We start from the raw sequence: 14,359 nt of genomic DNA, 5'->3' as shown, positions 1-14,359 counted from the left end.
CGGGACGATGGACCAGTCGACCCAGCAGAATGCCGCGATGGTCGAGGAAACCTCTGCCGCCGCGCGCAATCTCAACGGCGAAGTCGCGGCGCTCAGCGAGCAGGCGTCGAAGTTCGAAGTCGGCGGCGGCGCGCGCGTCGTCTCCGTCCGCGGCAACGCGCCGGCACGGCCTGCCAGGGCGAAGGCCGCGGCCTATGTCTCGCCGGTCAAGGCACTTCCTGCTGCCGCCATGGCGAATGGCCGGGCGAGCCACGACGACTGGGCCTCTTTCTAGAGCGTCGCTTTTTCATCGCCACCCTCGCCCTCCCCGCCAGCCGGCGCGGGAGGGCGCAGCGGAATCGGCACGAAGACAGAGGGAGCATGCATCCAATGCTGAACAATCTAAGGATCGGCACGCGTCTGATCGCCGGTTTCGGCGCGACGCTGTTGCTGCTGATCGGCGTGGCGCTGTTCGCCAATGGCCGCGTCAAGATGGTGGACACCAATCTCACGACGATCAACGACGTCAACAGCGTCAAGCAGCGCTACGCGATCAACTTCCGCGGCAGCGTCCATGACCGCGCGATCTCGCTGCGCGACGTGATCCTCGTCACCTCGCCCGCCGAGCGCAGCAAGGCGATCGAGGATATCGAGACGCTGGCGAAGAAATATGCCGATTCCGCCGGTCCGCTCGATGCGATGCTCACGCCGGACAAGAAGCCGAACGGCGACGAGCTGCGCATCCTCGCCAGCATCAAGGAAACCGAAGCCAAGACGCTGCCGCTGATCACCGAGGTGATCCGCCGCAAACAGTCCGGCGACGATGCGGGTGCGTGGAACGTGCTGATGCAGCAGGCCCGGCCGCAGTTCATCGAGTGGCTGGCGCGGATCAACCAGTTCATCGATCTCCAGGAAGCCGCCAATCATGCGATCGGCAAGAGCACGCGCGCGGAGACCCAGTCGTTCAGCTGGCTGATCTCGCTGATCTGCCTCGCCGCGCTGGCGATCGGCGGATTGATCGCATGGGTCTCGGTGCACAGCGTCCGTCCGCTGCGCCGCATGGCCGAGATCATGGAGCGGCTCGACGAGGGCGAGGGCTCGATCGAGATCCCCGCCGCGACCGCGGGCAACGAGCTCGGCCAGCTGTCCAAGGCGATGACCGCCTTCCGCGCCAAGCTCAAGGAGGCCGAGGCCACCAATCGCGCCGCCGAGCAATCGAAGCAGGAGCAGGTCGAAACCATCGTCAACAGCCTGGGCGAAGGGCTGACCCTGCTCGCCCAGGGCGACCTGACGGCGCGGGTCTCCGCCGACCTGCAGGGCCCGTTCGCCAAGCTCAAGGCCGATTTCAACACCGCACTCGAATCGCTCCAGGACCTGATCGGTTCGGTGATGGAGAAGGCCGAGGTGATCCACACCGGATCGGGCGAGATCGCCCGGGCCTCGGAGGATCTCGCGCGCCGTGCCGAAGCCAATTCGGCGAGCCTCCAGCAGACCGCCGCGGCCGTCACGCAGATGGACCAGCGCCTCAAGGCGACCGCCGAGGCCGCCGGGCGCACCGTCGACCGCGCCGACGGCGCCATCGCCACCGTCTCGGGCGGGCGCAGCATCGCCGACGAGGCGGTGCAGGCCATGACCCGCGTCGCGGACTCGGCCAAGGGCATCGACGACGTGATCGAAGGTCTCGACAAGATCGCCTTCCAGACGCGCGTTCTCGCGATGAACGCCGCGGTCGAAGCCGGCCGCGCGGGTGAAGCCGGCCGCGGCTTCGCGGTGGTCGCCGACCTCGTCAGCGCGCTCGCGATGCGCGCCGAAGAGGAAGCCGGCCGCGCCCGCGACCAGCTCACCGCCACCCAGGCGGACATCGGCGCCGCGGTCGACATGGTCCAGAAGGTCGACAATGCCCTTGCCGACATCTCGGGCGACGTCGGCGAGGTCCATCAGCTGCTCGGCAACATCGCGCTCGACAACCAGGCGCAGTCCTCGGCGATCACGCAGGTCAGCACGGCCATCGGCACGATGGACCAGTCGACCCAGCAGAACGCCTCGATGGTCGAGGAAACGTCCGCAGCCGCACGCAACCTGGCCGGCGAGGTCGCCGCGCTCAGCGAGCAGGCGTCGCGGTTCAACGTCGGCGGCGGCACGCACGCCGTCTCGGTCCGCGCGAAGGTGCCGGCGAGGCCCGCCAAGGCGACAAAGGCGGCCGCCTATGTCTCGCCGGTCAAGGCGCTTCCCGCCGCCGCCATGGCGAACGGCAATGCCAGCCACGACGACTGGACTTCGTTCTAACCCTCGCCGTCGGATGGAAGATGGGGCGCCGTGGCCATGCCGCGGCGCCCCTTTTCGTTGCCGTCACATCGATTTTCGATATTATCGATTGACGATATGCATCTTGCTGTTTATCGATAATCGAGAAGGCCGGCGCAAGGTGTGCCGGCCATGACGAGGATCGATCATGCCCCAGGATCGCCGCACCGACATGCTCTTGACCATATCGCGCCACGCCTTGCGCATCGCCATCGCCGTCATCGCCGCCGCCATGGTACTGGTCGCCTGGGCGCTGGTTGCGCTGCTCTTCTTCCCCGCCCGGCACATCGCGGAACAGCTCGCGGCCGCCCCGACGATCACGTTGCCGCTCATCTTCCTGTCCGCCGGCGTCGGTATCGTCATGCTGGTGCTGAGCCTGCGCTTCGCCCTCGAGCTCGGCCGGATCGTCCACACGGTGCAGACGGGCGACCCGTTCGAGCCCGGGAACGCGGACCGGCTCGCGCGCATGGGCTGGCTCGCCCTCGGCGTGACCGTCGCCAGTTGGCTGCTCTTTCCGCTGGTGTCCTGGCTGGCGCAGTATTTCGAGGAGATCAGCGTCGGCGGCGGCACTTCGCTGGGCGGGCTGGCGCTCGCCGTGACGCTGTTCATCCTCGCCCGGGTCTTCCGCCACGGCGCCGCGATGCGCGACGACCTGGAGGGGACCGTCTGATGGCGATCGTCATCACGCTGGATGCGCTGCTGCAGCGCCGCGGCATGACGCTGACCGAGCTTTCGGAGCGCGTCGACCTGACCCTCGCCAATCTGTCGATCCTCAAGACCGGAAAGGCGAAGGCCATTCGCTTCTCCACGCTGGAAGCGATCTGCCGCGAACTCGATTGTCAGCCCGGCGACCTGCTCGGCTACCAGCAATGACCGTCCGCCCTTTCGGGCCGACAAAGCAAAAGGGCGCCGCGGTCCTCCCGCGACGCCCTTTTCGGTCTTTCGGCGAACTGTTCAGGCGGCGAGGCGCTGCCCGCGCAGTCCTTCCATGATCGTGCGGTTGATCCCGATCAGCTCGCCGATCGGCTCGCGCCCGGCGACGACGTCGCTGGTGAAGCGCTCGACCCACAGGCCGAGGGAGATGATCTGCGCGCGCAGTTCCTTGGGCAGGCCGTTGCCGGTCGCGCCGCAATCGGTGGCGAAGGCGGACCACATCTCGCGGTTGCGGTGGAGCGACGGCATCAGCAGCGCTCCCTTCAATCCGGCGGTCTCGGCGTCCATCATCTCGCCGGTGATCTCGCTCATCAGCCGGAATTCGGCCGAGCGCGGCGTTTCTGCCCTGCTGCGGGCGGCCTGGTAGGCAGTGAGAGTCATGCGGGCTCCTTTGCTGACGCTCTCATTCTAGGAAGATTTTGCCGAGCTGGTCCGCGCTCTTCCTATAAGAATCATGCGTCCACCCGATGCGGGCGCATTTTCCAGGGAAACTGCATTGGCCGACATCATTCTTCCGCACGCGCTGCCGAGCGCGCTCGATGGCCGCGACGGGCTCAAGCTGCTCTCGCTCGACTGCTTCGACACCTTGCTGTGGCGCGACACCCATGCGCCGAGCGACCTGTTCGGCGCACTGCCCGAAACCACCGTGCCGCAGCGCATCTGGGCCGAGCAGCGCGCGCGCAACGCGTCGGCGCTCCGCCGCAAGCGCTTCGAGGTCAGCATCGACGAGATCTATCGCGAGCTGCTCCCCAATGCGCCCCTCGACCAGCGCGCGAGCGCGGTCGGGCACGAACTCGCCGCCGAGGCGCTGCACTGCTTCGCCTTCGCGCCCACCGTCGAACTGATGCGCGAAGCCAAGCGCCGCGGGCTCAAGGTCGTGATCGTGTCCGACACCTATCTCGACGCCGACCAGCTTCGCGGCCTGATCGCCGCCGCCGCGGGCGACGAGGTCGCCGGCCTGATCGACGCCTTCTTCTGCTCGTCGGTCTATGGCGTTTCCAAGGGCGAAGGGCTGTACAAGCACGTCCTCGCCGAAACCCGCGTCGCGCCCGAGGCGATCCTGCACATCGGCGACAACAAGCATGCCGACGTCGACGGCGTGGCGCCCTACGGCGTGAACACGCTCCACCTCAAGCAGTTCGCCGAGCCGACGGTGCAGCGCCTGCGCCTCGAGGCCGCGGTCAGCGCGATGCTGCATCCGCACGCCGACGGCGTCGCCGTCACGCACCAGCCGCACCGCGCTGCGCTCGCTTCGGCCGAGCCCGCGATCACCGATCCGGCCGAGGCGTTCGGCTTCTCGACGCTCGGCCCGGTGCTCCACGGCTTCGACCGCTGGCTCGGCGACGAGGCGGCGGCGCTGCAAGCGTGCAACGGCGGCCAGGTCCATCGCCTCTTCCTGATGCGCGACGGCCATCTGCCGCGCCTCGTGCATGAGGCCGGCGGCACTGAATCCACGGGCCATTCGATCGAGATCAGTCGCTTCACCGCCGTTGCCGCCTCGTTCGACAACGAGGAGGCGGTCGAGCGCTATCTCCAGCTCGAGCTGAACGGCGATCTCACCGCGATGATGAAGCAGTTCCTGCTGCCGCCCTCCGAGATTTCGATGGTCCTGAAGGAGCTGCCCGCCCAGAACAAGCTGCCCGCCTTCCTCAAGGCGATCCGCAACCCGGCGCGGATGCGGCGCATCATCAAGAATTCGAACGCGTTCGCCGATCGTCTGGCGCAGCATGTCCGCGGCATGGTGAATCCGGCAAAGGGCGACACGCTCATGCTGATCGACCTCGGCTATAACGGCACCGTCCAGAATGCCGTCGAGCCCGTGCTCAAGCGCCTGCTCGGCGTCGAGGTCGCCGGCCGCTACCTGCTGCTGCGCGAGCAGTTCCGCACCGGCTTCGACAAGAAGGGCCTGATCGACCCGACGCATTACGACGCCAACACGCTCGAGGCGCTGAGCCGCAACGTCGCGGTGCTCGAACAGACCTGCACCGCGGCGCAAGGCTCGGTGATCGACTATCAGCCCGACGGCACGCCGATCCGCCGCGAGAACAGCATCAAGGGCCGCCAGAGCGCGATCCGCGACCGGATCCAGACGGGCTGCGTCCGCTTCGTCCATGCCGAACGCGATGCCGTCCTCCGCGCTTCGGCGCCCGACGCGGTAACGATGTGGCGCCGCACCGCCGTGTCCGTGCTGGCGCGACTGATGTTCCTGCCGATGGCGCACGAACTCGCGCTCGTCTCGGAATTCGAGCACGACGTGAACCTCGGCGTCGACGACACGGTGCCCCTGTTCGACACCGCGATCGCCAAGCGCGGCCTGCGCCAGCGCGGCCTCTTCTACATGAAGGGCGCCGAGCGCATGTACCTGCCGGCCGAGCTGCAGGGCGAAGGGCTGTCGCTCAAGCTCGCCTTGCTCGCCAGCCAGCGCTTCGGCCTCGCGCTCAAATATGCCGATTTCGTCGATCAGACGATCTCGCTGCCGGTGATCGTCGCCGACGGCCGCAACGTCACGACCGGTTCGGTCACGGCGACGCCGACGCATGACGGCTATTATCTCGCGCCGATCCCGATCGACGACTGTCGCTTCTCGGTGGGGCTCCAGTTCGGCCAGCTCTTCGACTGGCTGCAGATCGAGAGCGCGACCTTCATGCCGGTCAAGGAGTTCCTGAACGACGCGCCCAAGTCCGGCGTCGAGATCGCGGCGCTCCCTTCGCTCGAGGGCATGGAGCAGACCGCGCCGAACCTCTTCCGCTGCGACGACGAGTTCGGATTCATGATGGTCCCCCCGCCGCCGCGCCAGGACGACCAGCCGATGATGCTCGCCGTCGTCTTCCGCCCGATCGTCGCGCGCGAGGCCAAACCGGCGCCCGCCGCCCGCAACGTCCTTCTCGGAGCCGCCGCATGAGCAGCCTGCTGATCCACTCGATGTCCGAATTCTCGGACATCATCCTGGGCACGCTCCACGCGGCCGGCGCGCGCACGCTCGCCGAGGTCGGCGCCGAGTTCGGCGGCATGTCGCAGCAGCTCGCGGCCTATGCCCAGGCGACCGGCGGCAGCCTGACCAGCATCGATCCCGCGCCCAAGCAGGAATTCCTGGATTGGGCCGAGCGCTGCCCGAACGTCCGCCACGTCGCGGCGCTCAGCCTCGATGCGATGCCGGACTGCGCCGGTGTCGACGCCTGGGTGATCGACGGCGACCATAATTACTACACGGTCCTCCACGAGCTCCAGATCGCCGACCGTCTCGCGCGCCGCGACGGCAAGCCGCTGCTCGCCATCCTCCACGACGTGAGCTGGCCCTGCGCGCGCCGCGACTTCTATTACGCGCCGGACCAGATCCCGGCCGAATGGCGGCATCCGCACAGCTTCGACGTGGGCGTGACGATCGGCGATCCCGGCGCGCATGTCGGCCGCGGCTTCCGCGGCGGCGGCCAGTTCGCCTGGGCGCTGCACGAGGGCGGCCCGCGCAACGGCGTGCTCACCGCGATCGAGGATTTCCTCGAGACGGCGCGCACTCCCGAGCGTCCGCTTGCCTGGGCGATGATCCCGGCAGTGTTCGGCCTCGGCATCCTGTTCGATTCCACAGCGCCCTGGGCGGCCGATGTGGCGCAGCTCGTGCATCCGTATCACGACAATCCGCTGATCGCGTCGCTCGAGCTCAATCGCCTGCGCAACTATTTGGCGGTGATCGACTGGCAGGATCGCCAAGCCGCCTGAACAAATCGGATCGCGGCACAACGCGACCCGCCGAATCCTTCCTATAATTCTGGAAATACCAGAGAAAGAAAAGCGGCACGACCATGCTGAACGGCGTTGGTTTCATTATCATCCTCGGATGCGTCTTCGGCAGCTTCATCCTGGCTGGCGGGAAGATGGACATCATCCTGCACGCGCTGCCGCACGAGATGATGGCGATCGCAGGTGCGGCGATCGGCGCATTCATCGTCTCCAACTCGATGGCGACGATCAAGAAGGCCGGCGGCGGCGTCATGCGCGCCTTCAAGGGCGGCCGCTGGAAGGCGCAGGACTATAAGGACCTGCTGACCCTGCTGTTCGGCGTGCTGTCGACCTTCCGCAAGGGCGGCGCCACTGCGCTCGAGCCGCATCTCGACAACCCTGAGGAAAGCGAGCTCTTCAAGCCCTATCCGCGCCTGCTCAAGGATCATCACCTGGTCGAGTTCATCTGCGATTATCTGCGGATGATGACGGTCAATTTCGAGGACCCGCATCAGCTCGAGGCCGCGATGGAAGCGGACATCGAGAAGCATCACCACGAGGAATCGGGCCCGCAGCACGCGCTCCAGATCATGGCCGACGGCCTTCCCGCGATCGGCATCGTCGCCGCGGTGCTCGGCGTCATCAAGACGATGGGCTCGATCGACCAGCCGACCGAGATCCTCGGCGCGATGATCGGCGGCGCGCTGGTCGGCACCTTCCTCGGCGTGCTCCTCTCCTACTGCGTCGTCGGCCCGCTCGCCGCGAAGCTGATGGAGACGATCGAGGCGGATTCGAAGCCCTTCTTCATCGCGAAGACCGCGATCGTCGCCTACGCCCAGAACCAGCCGGTGCAGGTCGCGATCGAGATCGCCCGGCGCATGACGCCCTCGGCCTATGCGCCGAGCTTCCAGCAACTCGAAACTGCACTCGACGAGGCGAAAAATGGACTCAACCCTGCCACTGCCTGAGGCGGATGAGCGCTCGCTGCGCCTGCCGGCACACGGCACGACCGTCACCGCGGAAGACCTGCGCATCCGCTTCGTCCTGGCCGCCGATCTCGACGACGTCATCGAAGTCGATGCGTCGGAAGTCGAGAGCGTCGGCCAGGCCGTGCTCCAGCTGCTCGTCGCCGCGCGCAACGAGGCGCTGGCCAACGGCCAGGGCTTCCGCATCGCCAATCCCAGCCAAGCCTTCGTCAATCGCGTGACCAGCTGCCGCCTGGCGGACGCGATCGGACTCGAAACCGGAGACGTCCAGTGAGCAAGTTGATCCTTACCGTCGATGACTCGGCGAGCATGCGCATGCTGCTCAAGACCTCGCTGACCGCGCAGGGCTATCGCATCGAAAGCGCCAATGACGGCCAGCACGGCCTCGAGCGCATGCACGAGGTGAAGCCCGACCTGCTGATCACCGACATCAACATGCCCAAGATGGACGGCTTCGAGCTGATCGAGGCGGTGCGCGCCGAGCATGACTTCCGGGGCACGCCGATCCTCGTCCTCTCGACCGAATTCTCGGACGAGAAGAAGGCCCGCGCCCGCTCGGCCGGCGCGACCGGCTGGATCACCAAGCCCTTCGAGGCGACCAAGCTGGGGGCGGCGATCCGCCGCGTTTGTCCGTGAGCGAGGAACTCGACGAGATCCAGGCAATCTTCTTCGAAGAATGCACTGAGGGCCTCACCACCGCCGAGCAGGGCCTCTCGGCGATGCAGGCGGGCGACGTCTCGGCCGAGACGATCGCCGGCGTGTTCCGCGCGGTCCATTCGATCAAGGGCGGCGCCGGCGCGTTCGGCCATGCCGATCTGACCGCCTTCGCGCACAAGTTCGAGAACGTGCTCGACGAAGTGCGCGCGGGCAAGATCGTCCCCACCCCCGGCGTCATCAAGGTGATGCTGAGCTCGTTCGACGTGCTGTCGGACCATGTCGAGACCGCCAAGGGCCTGGCGCCGCGTCCCAACGACGCCGCCGCGCTCGCCGCGCTCGAGAAGGTGCTCGCCGACAAGGGCGTCGCCGACGATGCCGGCGCGCCCGCTCCCGCCGCGCCTGCGCCCGCACCGGCCGTCGAAGCGCCCGCCGCTCCGGCCGAGGACGAATTCGGCTTCACCCCGGTCGCCTTCTCGCTCGACGATTTCGATGCGCCCGCCGAAACCGCGGCCGCGGTCTGGACGATCCGGTTCAAGCCGTCGCGCGCGGCGCTCGCCAATGCCGGCGAGCCGCTGCTGATCATCCGCGAGCTCGAGACGCTCGGCGCCACGATCGAATCGGTCGACGTGTCGGACGTGCCGCCGCTGCGCGATCTCGATCCCGAGGACGCCTATTTCACCTGGGTGCTGAGCATGCCGGGCGACGTTCCCGAGAACGACATCACCGACTGCTTCGATTTCGTCGCGCCGGATTCGCTCGTCGAAGTGACGCGCACCGAGGCCGAGGTCCCTGCCCCGGCAGCGGAAGCCGAGCCCGAGTTCACGCCGATCGAGGCCGATATCATCCCGTTCGAGCCGATCACCGCCTCGATCGAGGATCTCACCGCGCAGGTCCAGCAGGTCGTGGCGGCGATCGCCGCTGCTCCGGCGCCGGCGGAGACCGCCGCGCCCAAGCCCGCCACCGAAGCCTCGCAGACGATCCGCGTCGACCTGTCGAAGCTCGATCTGCTGCTCAACCTCGTCGGCGAGCTGGTGATCCGCAACTCGATCCTAGCCGATCGGCTGTCGCCCGCCGACCGCCAGCGCGTCGAATTGCCCGAGCTGGCGCGCCTCACGCGCCAGATCCAGGACAATGTCATGTCGCTGCGCGCGCAGCCGATCAAGCAGGCCTTCAGCCGCGTGCCGCGCATGCTGCGCGACCTCTCGGCCGAGACCGGCAAGCAGATCGAGCTCGAGACCGTCGGCGAGACGACCGAAGTCGACAAGGGCGTGATCGAGAAGATCGGCGACCCGCTCACCCACATGATCCGCAACGCCGCGGACCATGGCCTCGAGAGCGCCGAGGAGCGCATCGCCGCGGGCAAGTCGCCTGCGGGCACGATCAAGCTCTCCGCCGAGCAGAAGGGCGCGCGCATCTTCGTCCGCGTCCAGGACGATGGCCGCGGCATCAACCGCGAGCGGGTCAAGGCCAAGGCGATCGAGAAGGGCATCATCTCGCCCGACGCGATCCTCTCGAACGAGGAGATCGACCAGCTGATCTGCGCGCCGGGCTTCTCGACCGCGGAGACGATCTCGAACATCTCGGGCCGCGGCGTCGGCATGGACGTGGTGCGCTCGAACGTCGAGGCGCTCGGCGGCCGCGTCGAGATCCATTCGGTCCCCGGCGAAGGCACGACCTTCACGATGATCCTGCCGCTGACGCTCGCGATCCTCGACGGCATGATCGTCCGGCTCGCCGGCCAGCGCTTCGTGCTGCCGCTCGCGCACGTGCTCGAGACCGTCCAGCCCGAGCCGGGCCAGGTCAAGCGCACGTCGCCCGATACGGAAGTTATCGACATGCGCGGCGAATATGTCCCCGTGAAGCGCGCGACCGAGATCTTCGGTCTCAATGACGACCGCGCCATCGAGGACTCTCTGGTGGTGATCGTGGAAAGCGAAGGCTCCGGCAAGGTCGGCCTAGTCGTCGACACCATCGACGATCGCCGCGAGGTCGTGATCAAGAGCCTCGACCAGAACCTCCACCCGATCCGCGGGCTGGGCGGCGCCACCATCCTCGGCGACGGCTCGATCGCGCTCATCCTCGATATCGAGGCGCTCGTCGCCTCTCCCTCCCGCTACACCCCCAAAGGACTGGCAGCATGACCACCACCACTGAAACCGCCAGCGACTGCAAGATCGTCACCTTCACGCTGGGCAAGCAGACCTTCGGCATCGACATGCGCGCGCTCATCGAGATCCGCGAATGGGACGAGCCGACCCCGCTCCCCAACGTGCCGAGCTTCATCAAGGGCGTGAGCAACCTGCGCGGCAACGTCATCCCGGTCGTCGGCCTCGCCGAGCGGCTGGGCTGGGAGCCGAGCGCGATCCATGCGCGCTCGTGTATCCTCGTGGTCAACATCGCGGGCAAGCAGGCCGGCTTCCTCGTCGACGAAGTCAACGACATCGTCGCGATCAACCGCAGCGAGATCCAGCCGGCCCCCGAGGTCGAGACGATCGAGGCGAGCGTGATCGACGGCCTGGTGCGCATCACCACGCGCGCCAAGGACGGCACGCGGGACGAGAACGGCACGATGGTGCTGCTGCTCGATCTCGACGCGCTGAGCCTCACCAAGCATCTGGACATGGCCGCGTGAGCCCCGCCGGGGGCGCCCCGGCGCTCGCCGGCGGCAGCGCGATGGCGGCGGCAAATGCGGAGCTCTCGCCCCGCGATTTCGCCGCGATCGCCGCAATCATGCACAGCGACGCGCGGATCGAACTCACCGCGGCCAAGACCACGCTCGTCCAGTCCCGCCTCGCGCGGCGGCTGCGCGAATACGGCCTCAGCCGCTTCTCCGAATATGTCGCACTGGTCCAGTCGGATGCCGAGGAACGGCATGCGATGGTGGTGGCGCTGACCACCAACCACACGCATTTCTTCCGCGAGCCGCATCACTTCGATCATTTCCGCGACACCGTCATTCCCGCTCTGAAGCGCAAGCAGGGGCCGGTGCGGATCTGGTCGGCGGGATGCTCGTCGGGCGAGGAAGTCTACACGATCGCGATGTGCCTGCTCGGGCCGGACCGCACGTCCGCGACCTGGCTGCGCCACGCCGACGTCCGCCTGCTCGCGACCGACATCGCGCCGCACGTGGTGGAATCGGTCCAGCGCGGCTTCTATGCGGACAGCGTCGCCGCGGGCGTGCCCGAGCCGTATCGCAGCACTTGGATGCGCCGCGCGCCGGGCGGCTTCGTCATGGCCGAGGAAGCGCGCCAGCTGGTCACCGCGCGGGTACTGAACCTGTTCGAGAAGTGGCCGCTCAAGGCCGCCTATGACGTGATCTTCTGCCGCAACGTGATGATCTATTTCGGCGATCCCGCGAAGGAGGAGCTAGAGGAGCGGTTCGTCAGCCAGCTCGCGCATGGCGGGCACCTGTACATCGGCCATTCCGAACGTCTGATCGGCCCGGCGGCGAGCCGGATGCGTTCGATCGGCCATACCATTTACGCCAAGCCGGAGACCCGGGGATGAAGCCGGTAAGGACACTCATCGTAGACGACAGCGCCTCGATGCGCGCGACGCTGAAGCGCATGCTTTCGGCGGATCCCGAGATCGAGGTGGTCGGCATGGCGCCCGAGCCATTCGCGGCGCGGGACATGATCAAGACGCTCAACCCCGACGTGCTGACGCTCGACGTCGAGATGCCGGGAATGGACGGCCTGTCCTTCCTCGAGCGCATCATGCGCCTCCGGCCGATGCCGGTGGTGATGTGCTCGACGCTCACCGCGCGCGGCGCAGAAGTGACGATCGAGGCGCTCCGCCTCGGCGCGGTGGACTATGTCACCAAGCCGAGCGGCACGCCCGAGGACATCGAGCGCGACGCCACCCTGTTGTGCGAGAAGGTCAAGACCGCCGCGCGCTCGGTGGTGCGTGCGGGCAACCAGCGGCTGCCGGAGCAGCCCAGCGTCGCCGGCGGCGGCGTGGGCAAGCTGATCGCGATCGGTTCGTCCACCGGCGGCGTCGAGGCACTGTTCTCGCTGCTGCCCGCGCTGCCCGCCGATTGCCCGCCGGTGCTGATCGTCCAGCACATGCCGGCGGCGTTCACGCGCAGCTTCGCACAGCGGCTCGACGCCGAATGTCGCGTTCGTGTCGTAGAAGCAACGGAAGGCGCGCCGGTCCAGCCTGGAACCGTCTATATTGCACCTGGGGGCGCGATGCACATGGAGCTGTCCGGCGGCATTGCCGGGCGCATCAAGCTGCGTCCCGGCGATCTCGTCACCGGACATCGTCCCTCGGTCGATGTCCTGTTCCATTCGGTTGCGCCGCTCGGCGCTGCGGCGGTCGGGGCGATCCTGACCGGGATGGGAAGGGATGGCGCGGAAGGCCTGCTGGCGATGCGCCGGTCGGGTGCCCGCACGCTCGGCCAGAGCCGCGAGACCTGCGTCGTCTGGGGCATGCCCCGCGCAGCGCAGGAAGTCGGGGCGGTCGAGAAGGAAGTTGGTTTGTCTGCCATGCCCGAGGCGATCCTCAAGGCATGCCGTGAGAAGGTTGGGAGCGTCTGATGCCTGCTGCTGCAGCAATCAAGGTGATGGTCGTGGACGACCAGACCAGCATGCGTGCGATGATCCGTCGCGCCTTGCAGGACCTGGGGTTCAAGGACGTCCGCGACAAGGCGAGCGCGCCCGAGGCGCTCTCGTCGATCAAGAACGATCGCGTCCACCTGGTCATCTCGGACTATAACATGCCCGAGATGGACGGCCTCCAGTTCCTGGAAGCCGTGCGCGGGGATCCCGTGATCGGCAAGACCGTCTTCATCATGCTGACGGGTTCGGCCGACAAGGAGATCGTCCAGAAGGCCGCGGCGCTCGGCGTCAACAACTATGTCGTCAAGCCCTTCGCTCCCGCGGCGCTCAAGGAAAAGATCGAACGCGTCTTCGGCGAGCTGACCTGATGCGTCGGGTCTCGATCGTCCAGGGAGAGAATGCGATCGTGGCCGAGCCGCACGTGGTCGTATCGACGCTGCTCGGCAGCTGCGTCGCTGCGTGCCTTTACGATCCGGTCGCCAAGGTGGGCGGGATGAACCATTTCCTGCTCGGCGAACCGAGCGCCGACCACCGCGTCTCGGCGGGCGACATGCAGCGCTACGGCGTCCATGCGATGGAGCTCCTGATCAACGGGATGATGGCCAAGGGCGCGATGCGCAACCGCCTGCGCGCCCACCTGTATGGCGGCGCCAACATCGTCTCGGGGCTCGGCTCGATCGGGTCCTCGAACGCGGCGTTCGCGCACCGCTTCATGAAGACCGAGGGCATCGAAGTCGCGCACAGCGATCTCGGCGGCTCCTCGGCCCGCAAGGTCGAGTTCCTGCCGCACGAGGGTCGCAGCCGCTGCACCAAAGTCGCGGAGCGCGTTCCCGAGCGTCCCGTCAAACCCCTGCCCCTGCCGGTCGCCGGCGGCGACCTGGAGCTGTTCTGATGTCGTGTATGCCCGTGCCCGCCCAGTCGTCTCCGGTGCAGCCCCTGCCCGGCTACGATCCCTATTCGGGCGCGATCCACACCGTCATCGCCGGCGAGCTCCGTGAGATGCGCGACATGCTGGAGCGGCTGGCCGAAGTGCTCGTCGCCGACGAGCATTTCGCCAATTGCTATCTCGAGCAGCTCCAGTCCTTCGACTATCTGGTCCAGCACGCCGACGAGTGCGTGAACGTGCTCGAGCGCATCGCAGCCGGCGAGGACTCGCTCTCGGCGATCAGCCAAGTCCGTCTCGGCGCGGTGCAGGACCGGCTGCGAACGGCGCTGAGAGGCTGCTGA

The 14,359-nt window shown here is 67.4% G+C and carries 16 protein-coding genes and 1 pseudogene; 16 read left to right on the top strand and 1 reads right to left on the bottom strand.

Annotation, left to right across the window (positions count from 1 at the left end):
- The 4 genes and pseudogenes from MT490_RS02400 to MT490_RS02385 form a co-directional block, all read left to right on the top strand.
- Positions 1 to 274, top strand: a pseudogene (locus MT490_RS02400) (methyl-accepting chemotaxis protein); the annotation flags it as partial.
- Between the two features lie 95 nt (positions 275 to 369).
- Positions 370 to 2,265, top strand: coding sequence for a methyl-accepting chemotaxis protein (locus MT490_RS02395; protein ID WP_297383946.1), 1,896 nt, complete (start codon positions 370 to 372; stop codon positions 2,263 to 2,265).
- A gap of 166 nt (positions 2,266 to 2,431) precedes the next feature.
- The gene (locus MT490_RS02390; RefSeq protein WP_297383944.1) at positions 2,432 to 2,953 is read left to right on the top strand and encodes a DUF2975 domain-containing protein; all 522 of its coding nucleotides are present in this window, start codon (positions 2,432 to 2,434) and stop codon (positions 2,951 to 2,953) included.
- Positions 2,953 to 3,156, top strand: coding sequence for a helix-turn-helix transcriptional regulator (locus MT490_RS02385; RefSeq protein WP_297383942.1), 204 nt, complete (start codon positions 2,953 to 2,955; stop codon positions 3,154 to 3,156). The genes MT490_RS02390 and MT490_RS02385 overlap by 1 nt, the downstream gene beginning before the upstream one ends.
- Before the next feature lie 81 nt (positions 3,157 to 3,237).
- On the opposite strand, the gene flaF is transcribed toward MT490_RS02385, so the two are convergent.
- The gene (gene flaF, locus MT490_RS02380; protein ID WP_297383940.1) at positions 3,238 to 3,597 is read right to left on the bottom strand and encodes a flagellar biosynthesis regulator FlaF; all 360 of its coding nucleotides are present in this window, start codon (positions 3,595 to 3,597) and stop codon (positions 3,238 to 3,240) included.
- A gap of 115 nt (positions 3,598 to 3,712) precedes the next feature.
- Between flaF and MT490_RS02375 the strand changes: the two genes are divergently transcribed.
- The 12 genes from MT490_RS02375 (at position 3,713) to MT490_RS02320 (ending at position 14,359) form a co-directional block, all read left to right on the top strand.
- Positions 3,713 to 6,118, top strand: coding sequence for an HAD family hydrolase (locus tag MT490_RS02375; RefSeq protein ID WP_297383938.1), 2,406 nt, complete (start codon positions 3,713 to 3,715; stop codon positions 6,116 to 6,118).
- Positions 6,115 to 6,930 (top strand): class I SAM-dependent methyltransferase, encoded by an 816-nt coding sequence (locus MT490_RS02370; protein WP_297383936.1) that lies wholly within the window; start codon positions 6,115 to 6,117, stop codon positions 6,928 to 6,930. The genes MT490_RS02375 and MT490_RS02370 overlap by 4 nt, the downstream gene beginning before the upstream one ends.
- A gap of 83 nt (positions 6,931 to 7,013) precedes the next feature.
- Positions 7,014 to 7,898, top strand: coding sequence for a flagellar motor stator protein MotA (gene motA, locus MT490_RS02365; RefSeq protein WP_297383935.1), 885 nt, complete (start codon positions 7,014 to 7,016; stop codon positions 7,896 to 7,898).
- Positions 7,873 to 8,190, top strand: coding sequence for an STAS domain-containing protein (locus MT490_RS02360; protein WP_297383933.1), 318 nt, complete (start codon positions 7,873 to 7,875; stop codon positions 8,188 to 8,190). The genes motA and MT490_RS02360 overlap by 26 nt, the downstream gene beginning before the upstream one ends.
- Positions 8,187 to 8,552 (top strand): response regulator, encoded by a 366-nt coding sequence (locus MT490_RS02355; protein ID WP_297383932.1) that lies wholly within the window; start codon positions 8,187 to 8,189, stop codon positions 8,550 to 8,552. The genes MT490_RS02360 and MT490_RS02355 overlap by 4 nt, the downstream gene beginning before the upstream one ends.
- Positions 8,549 to 10,714: a chemotaxis protein CheA gene (locus MT490_RS02350; protein ID WP_297383931.1), complete on the top strand. Its 2,166-nt coding sequence runs from the start codon at positions 8,549 to 8,551 to the stop codon at positions 10,712 to 10,714. Before MT490_RS02355 ends, MT490_RS02350 begins: the two co-directional genes overlap by 4 nt.
- Entirely contained in the window at positions 10,711 to 11,205 is a 495-nt protein-coding gene (locus MT490_RS02345; RefSeq protein ID WP_297383930.1) for a chemotaxis protein CheW, read from the top strand. The genes MT490_RS02350 and MT490_RS02345 overlap by 4 nt, the downstream gene beginning before the upstream one ends.
- Complete coding sequence (locus tag MT490_RS02340; RefSeq protein ID WP_297383928.1) at positions 11,202 to 12,080, top strand: protein-glutamate O-methyltransferase CheR; 879 nt, start codon at positions 11,202 to 11,204, stop codon at positions 12,078 to 12,080. The genes MT490_RS02345 and MT490_RS02340 overlap by 4 nt, the downstream gene beginning before the upstream one ends.
- Complete coding sequence (locus MT490_RS02335; protein WP_297383926.1) at positions 12,077 to 13,111, top strand: chemotaxis response regulator protein-glutamate methylesterase; 1,035 nt, start codon at positions 12,077 to 12,079, stop codon at positions 13,109 to 13,111. Before MT490_RS02340 ends, MT490_RS02335 begins: the two co-directional genes overlap by 4 nt.
- Positions 13,111 to 13,500, top strand: coding sequence for a response regulator (locus MT490_RS02330; RefSeq protein ID WP_297383925.1), 390 nt, complete (start codon positions 13,111 to 13,113; stop codon positions 13,498 to 13,500). The genes MT490_RS02335 and MT490_RS02330 overlap by 1 nt, the downstream gene beginning before the upstream one ends.
- Complete coding sequence (locus MT490_RS02325; RefSeq protein ID WP_297383924.1) at positions 13,500 to 14,024, top strand: chemotaxis protein CheD; 525 nt, start codon at positions 13,500 to 13,502, stop codon at positions 14,022 to 14,024. The genes MT490_RS02330 and MT490_RS02325 overlap by 1 nt, the downstream gene beginning before the upstream one ends.
- Positions 14,024 to 14,359: a hypothetical protein gene (locus MT490_RS02320; protein WP_297383923.1), complete on the top strand. Its 336-nt coding sequence runs from the start codon at positions 14,024 to 14,026 to the stop codon at positions 14,357 to 14,359. Before MT490_RS02325 ends, MT490_RS02320 begins: the two co-directional genes overlap by 1 nt.

This window comes from Sphingomonas sp., assembly GCF_026460985.1.
In the GTDB taxonomy this organism is placed as follows: Bacteria; Pseudomonadota; Alphaproteobacteria; order Sphingomonadales; family Sphingomonadaceae; genus Sphingomonas.
Note: the sequence above shows the minus strand (reverse complement) of the source record. Positions and strands in the feature narration are given on the sequence as shown.

Coding starts and splice junctions, on each gene's coding strand:
- MT490_RS02395 (WP_297383946.1), top strand. CDS start 370: ATGCTGAACAATCTAAGGATCGGCACGCGTCTGATCGCCGGTTTCGGC.
- MT490_RS02325 (WP_297383924.1), top strand. CDS start 13,500: ATGCGTCGGGTCTCGATCGTCCAGGGAGAGAATGCGATCGTGGCCGAG.
- MT490_RS02370 (WP_297383936.1), top strand. CDS start 6,115: ATGAGCAGCCTGCTGATCCACTCGATGTCCGAATTCTCGGACATCATC.
- motA (WP_297383935.1), top strand. CDS start 7,014: ATGCTGAACGGCGTTGGTTTCATTATCATCCTCGGATGCGTCTTCGGC.
- MT490_RS02390 (WP_297383944.1), top strand. CDS start 2,432: ATGCCCCAGGATCGCCGCACCGACATGCTCTTGACCATATCGCGCCAC.
- MT490_RS02320 (WP_297383923.1), top strand. CDS start 14,024: ATGTCGTGTATGCCCGTGCCCGCCCAGTCGTCTCCGGTGCAGCCCCTG.
- MT490_RS02385 (WP_297383942.1), top strand. CDS start 2,953: ATGGCGATCGTCATCACGCTGGATGCGCTGCTGCAGCGCCGCGGCATG.
- MT490_RS02345 (WP_297383930.1), top strand. CDS start 10,711: ATGACCACCACCACTGAAACCGCCAGCGACTGCAAGATCGTCACCTTC.
- MT490_RS02360 (WP_297383933.1), top strand. CDS start 7,873: ATGGACTCAACCCTGCCACTGCCTGAGGCGGATGAGCGCTCGCTGCGC.
- flaF (WP_297383940.1), bottom strand. CDS start 3,597: ATGACTCTCACTGCCTACCAGGCCGCCCGCAGCAGGGCAGAAACGCCG.
- MT490_RS02330 (WP_297383925.1), top strand. CDS start 13,111: ATGCCTGCTGCTGCAGCAATCAAGGTGATGGTCGTGGACGACCAGACC.
- MT490_RS02335 (WP_297383926.1), top strand. CDS start 12,077: ATGAAGCCGGTAAGGACACTCATCGTAGACGACAGCGCCTCGATGCGC.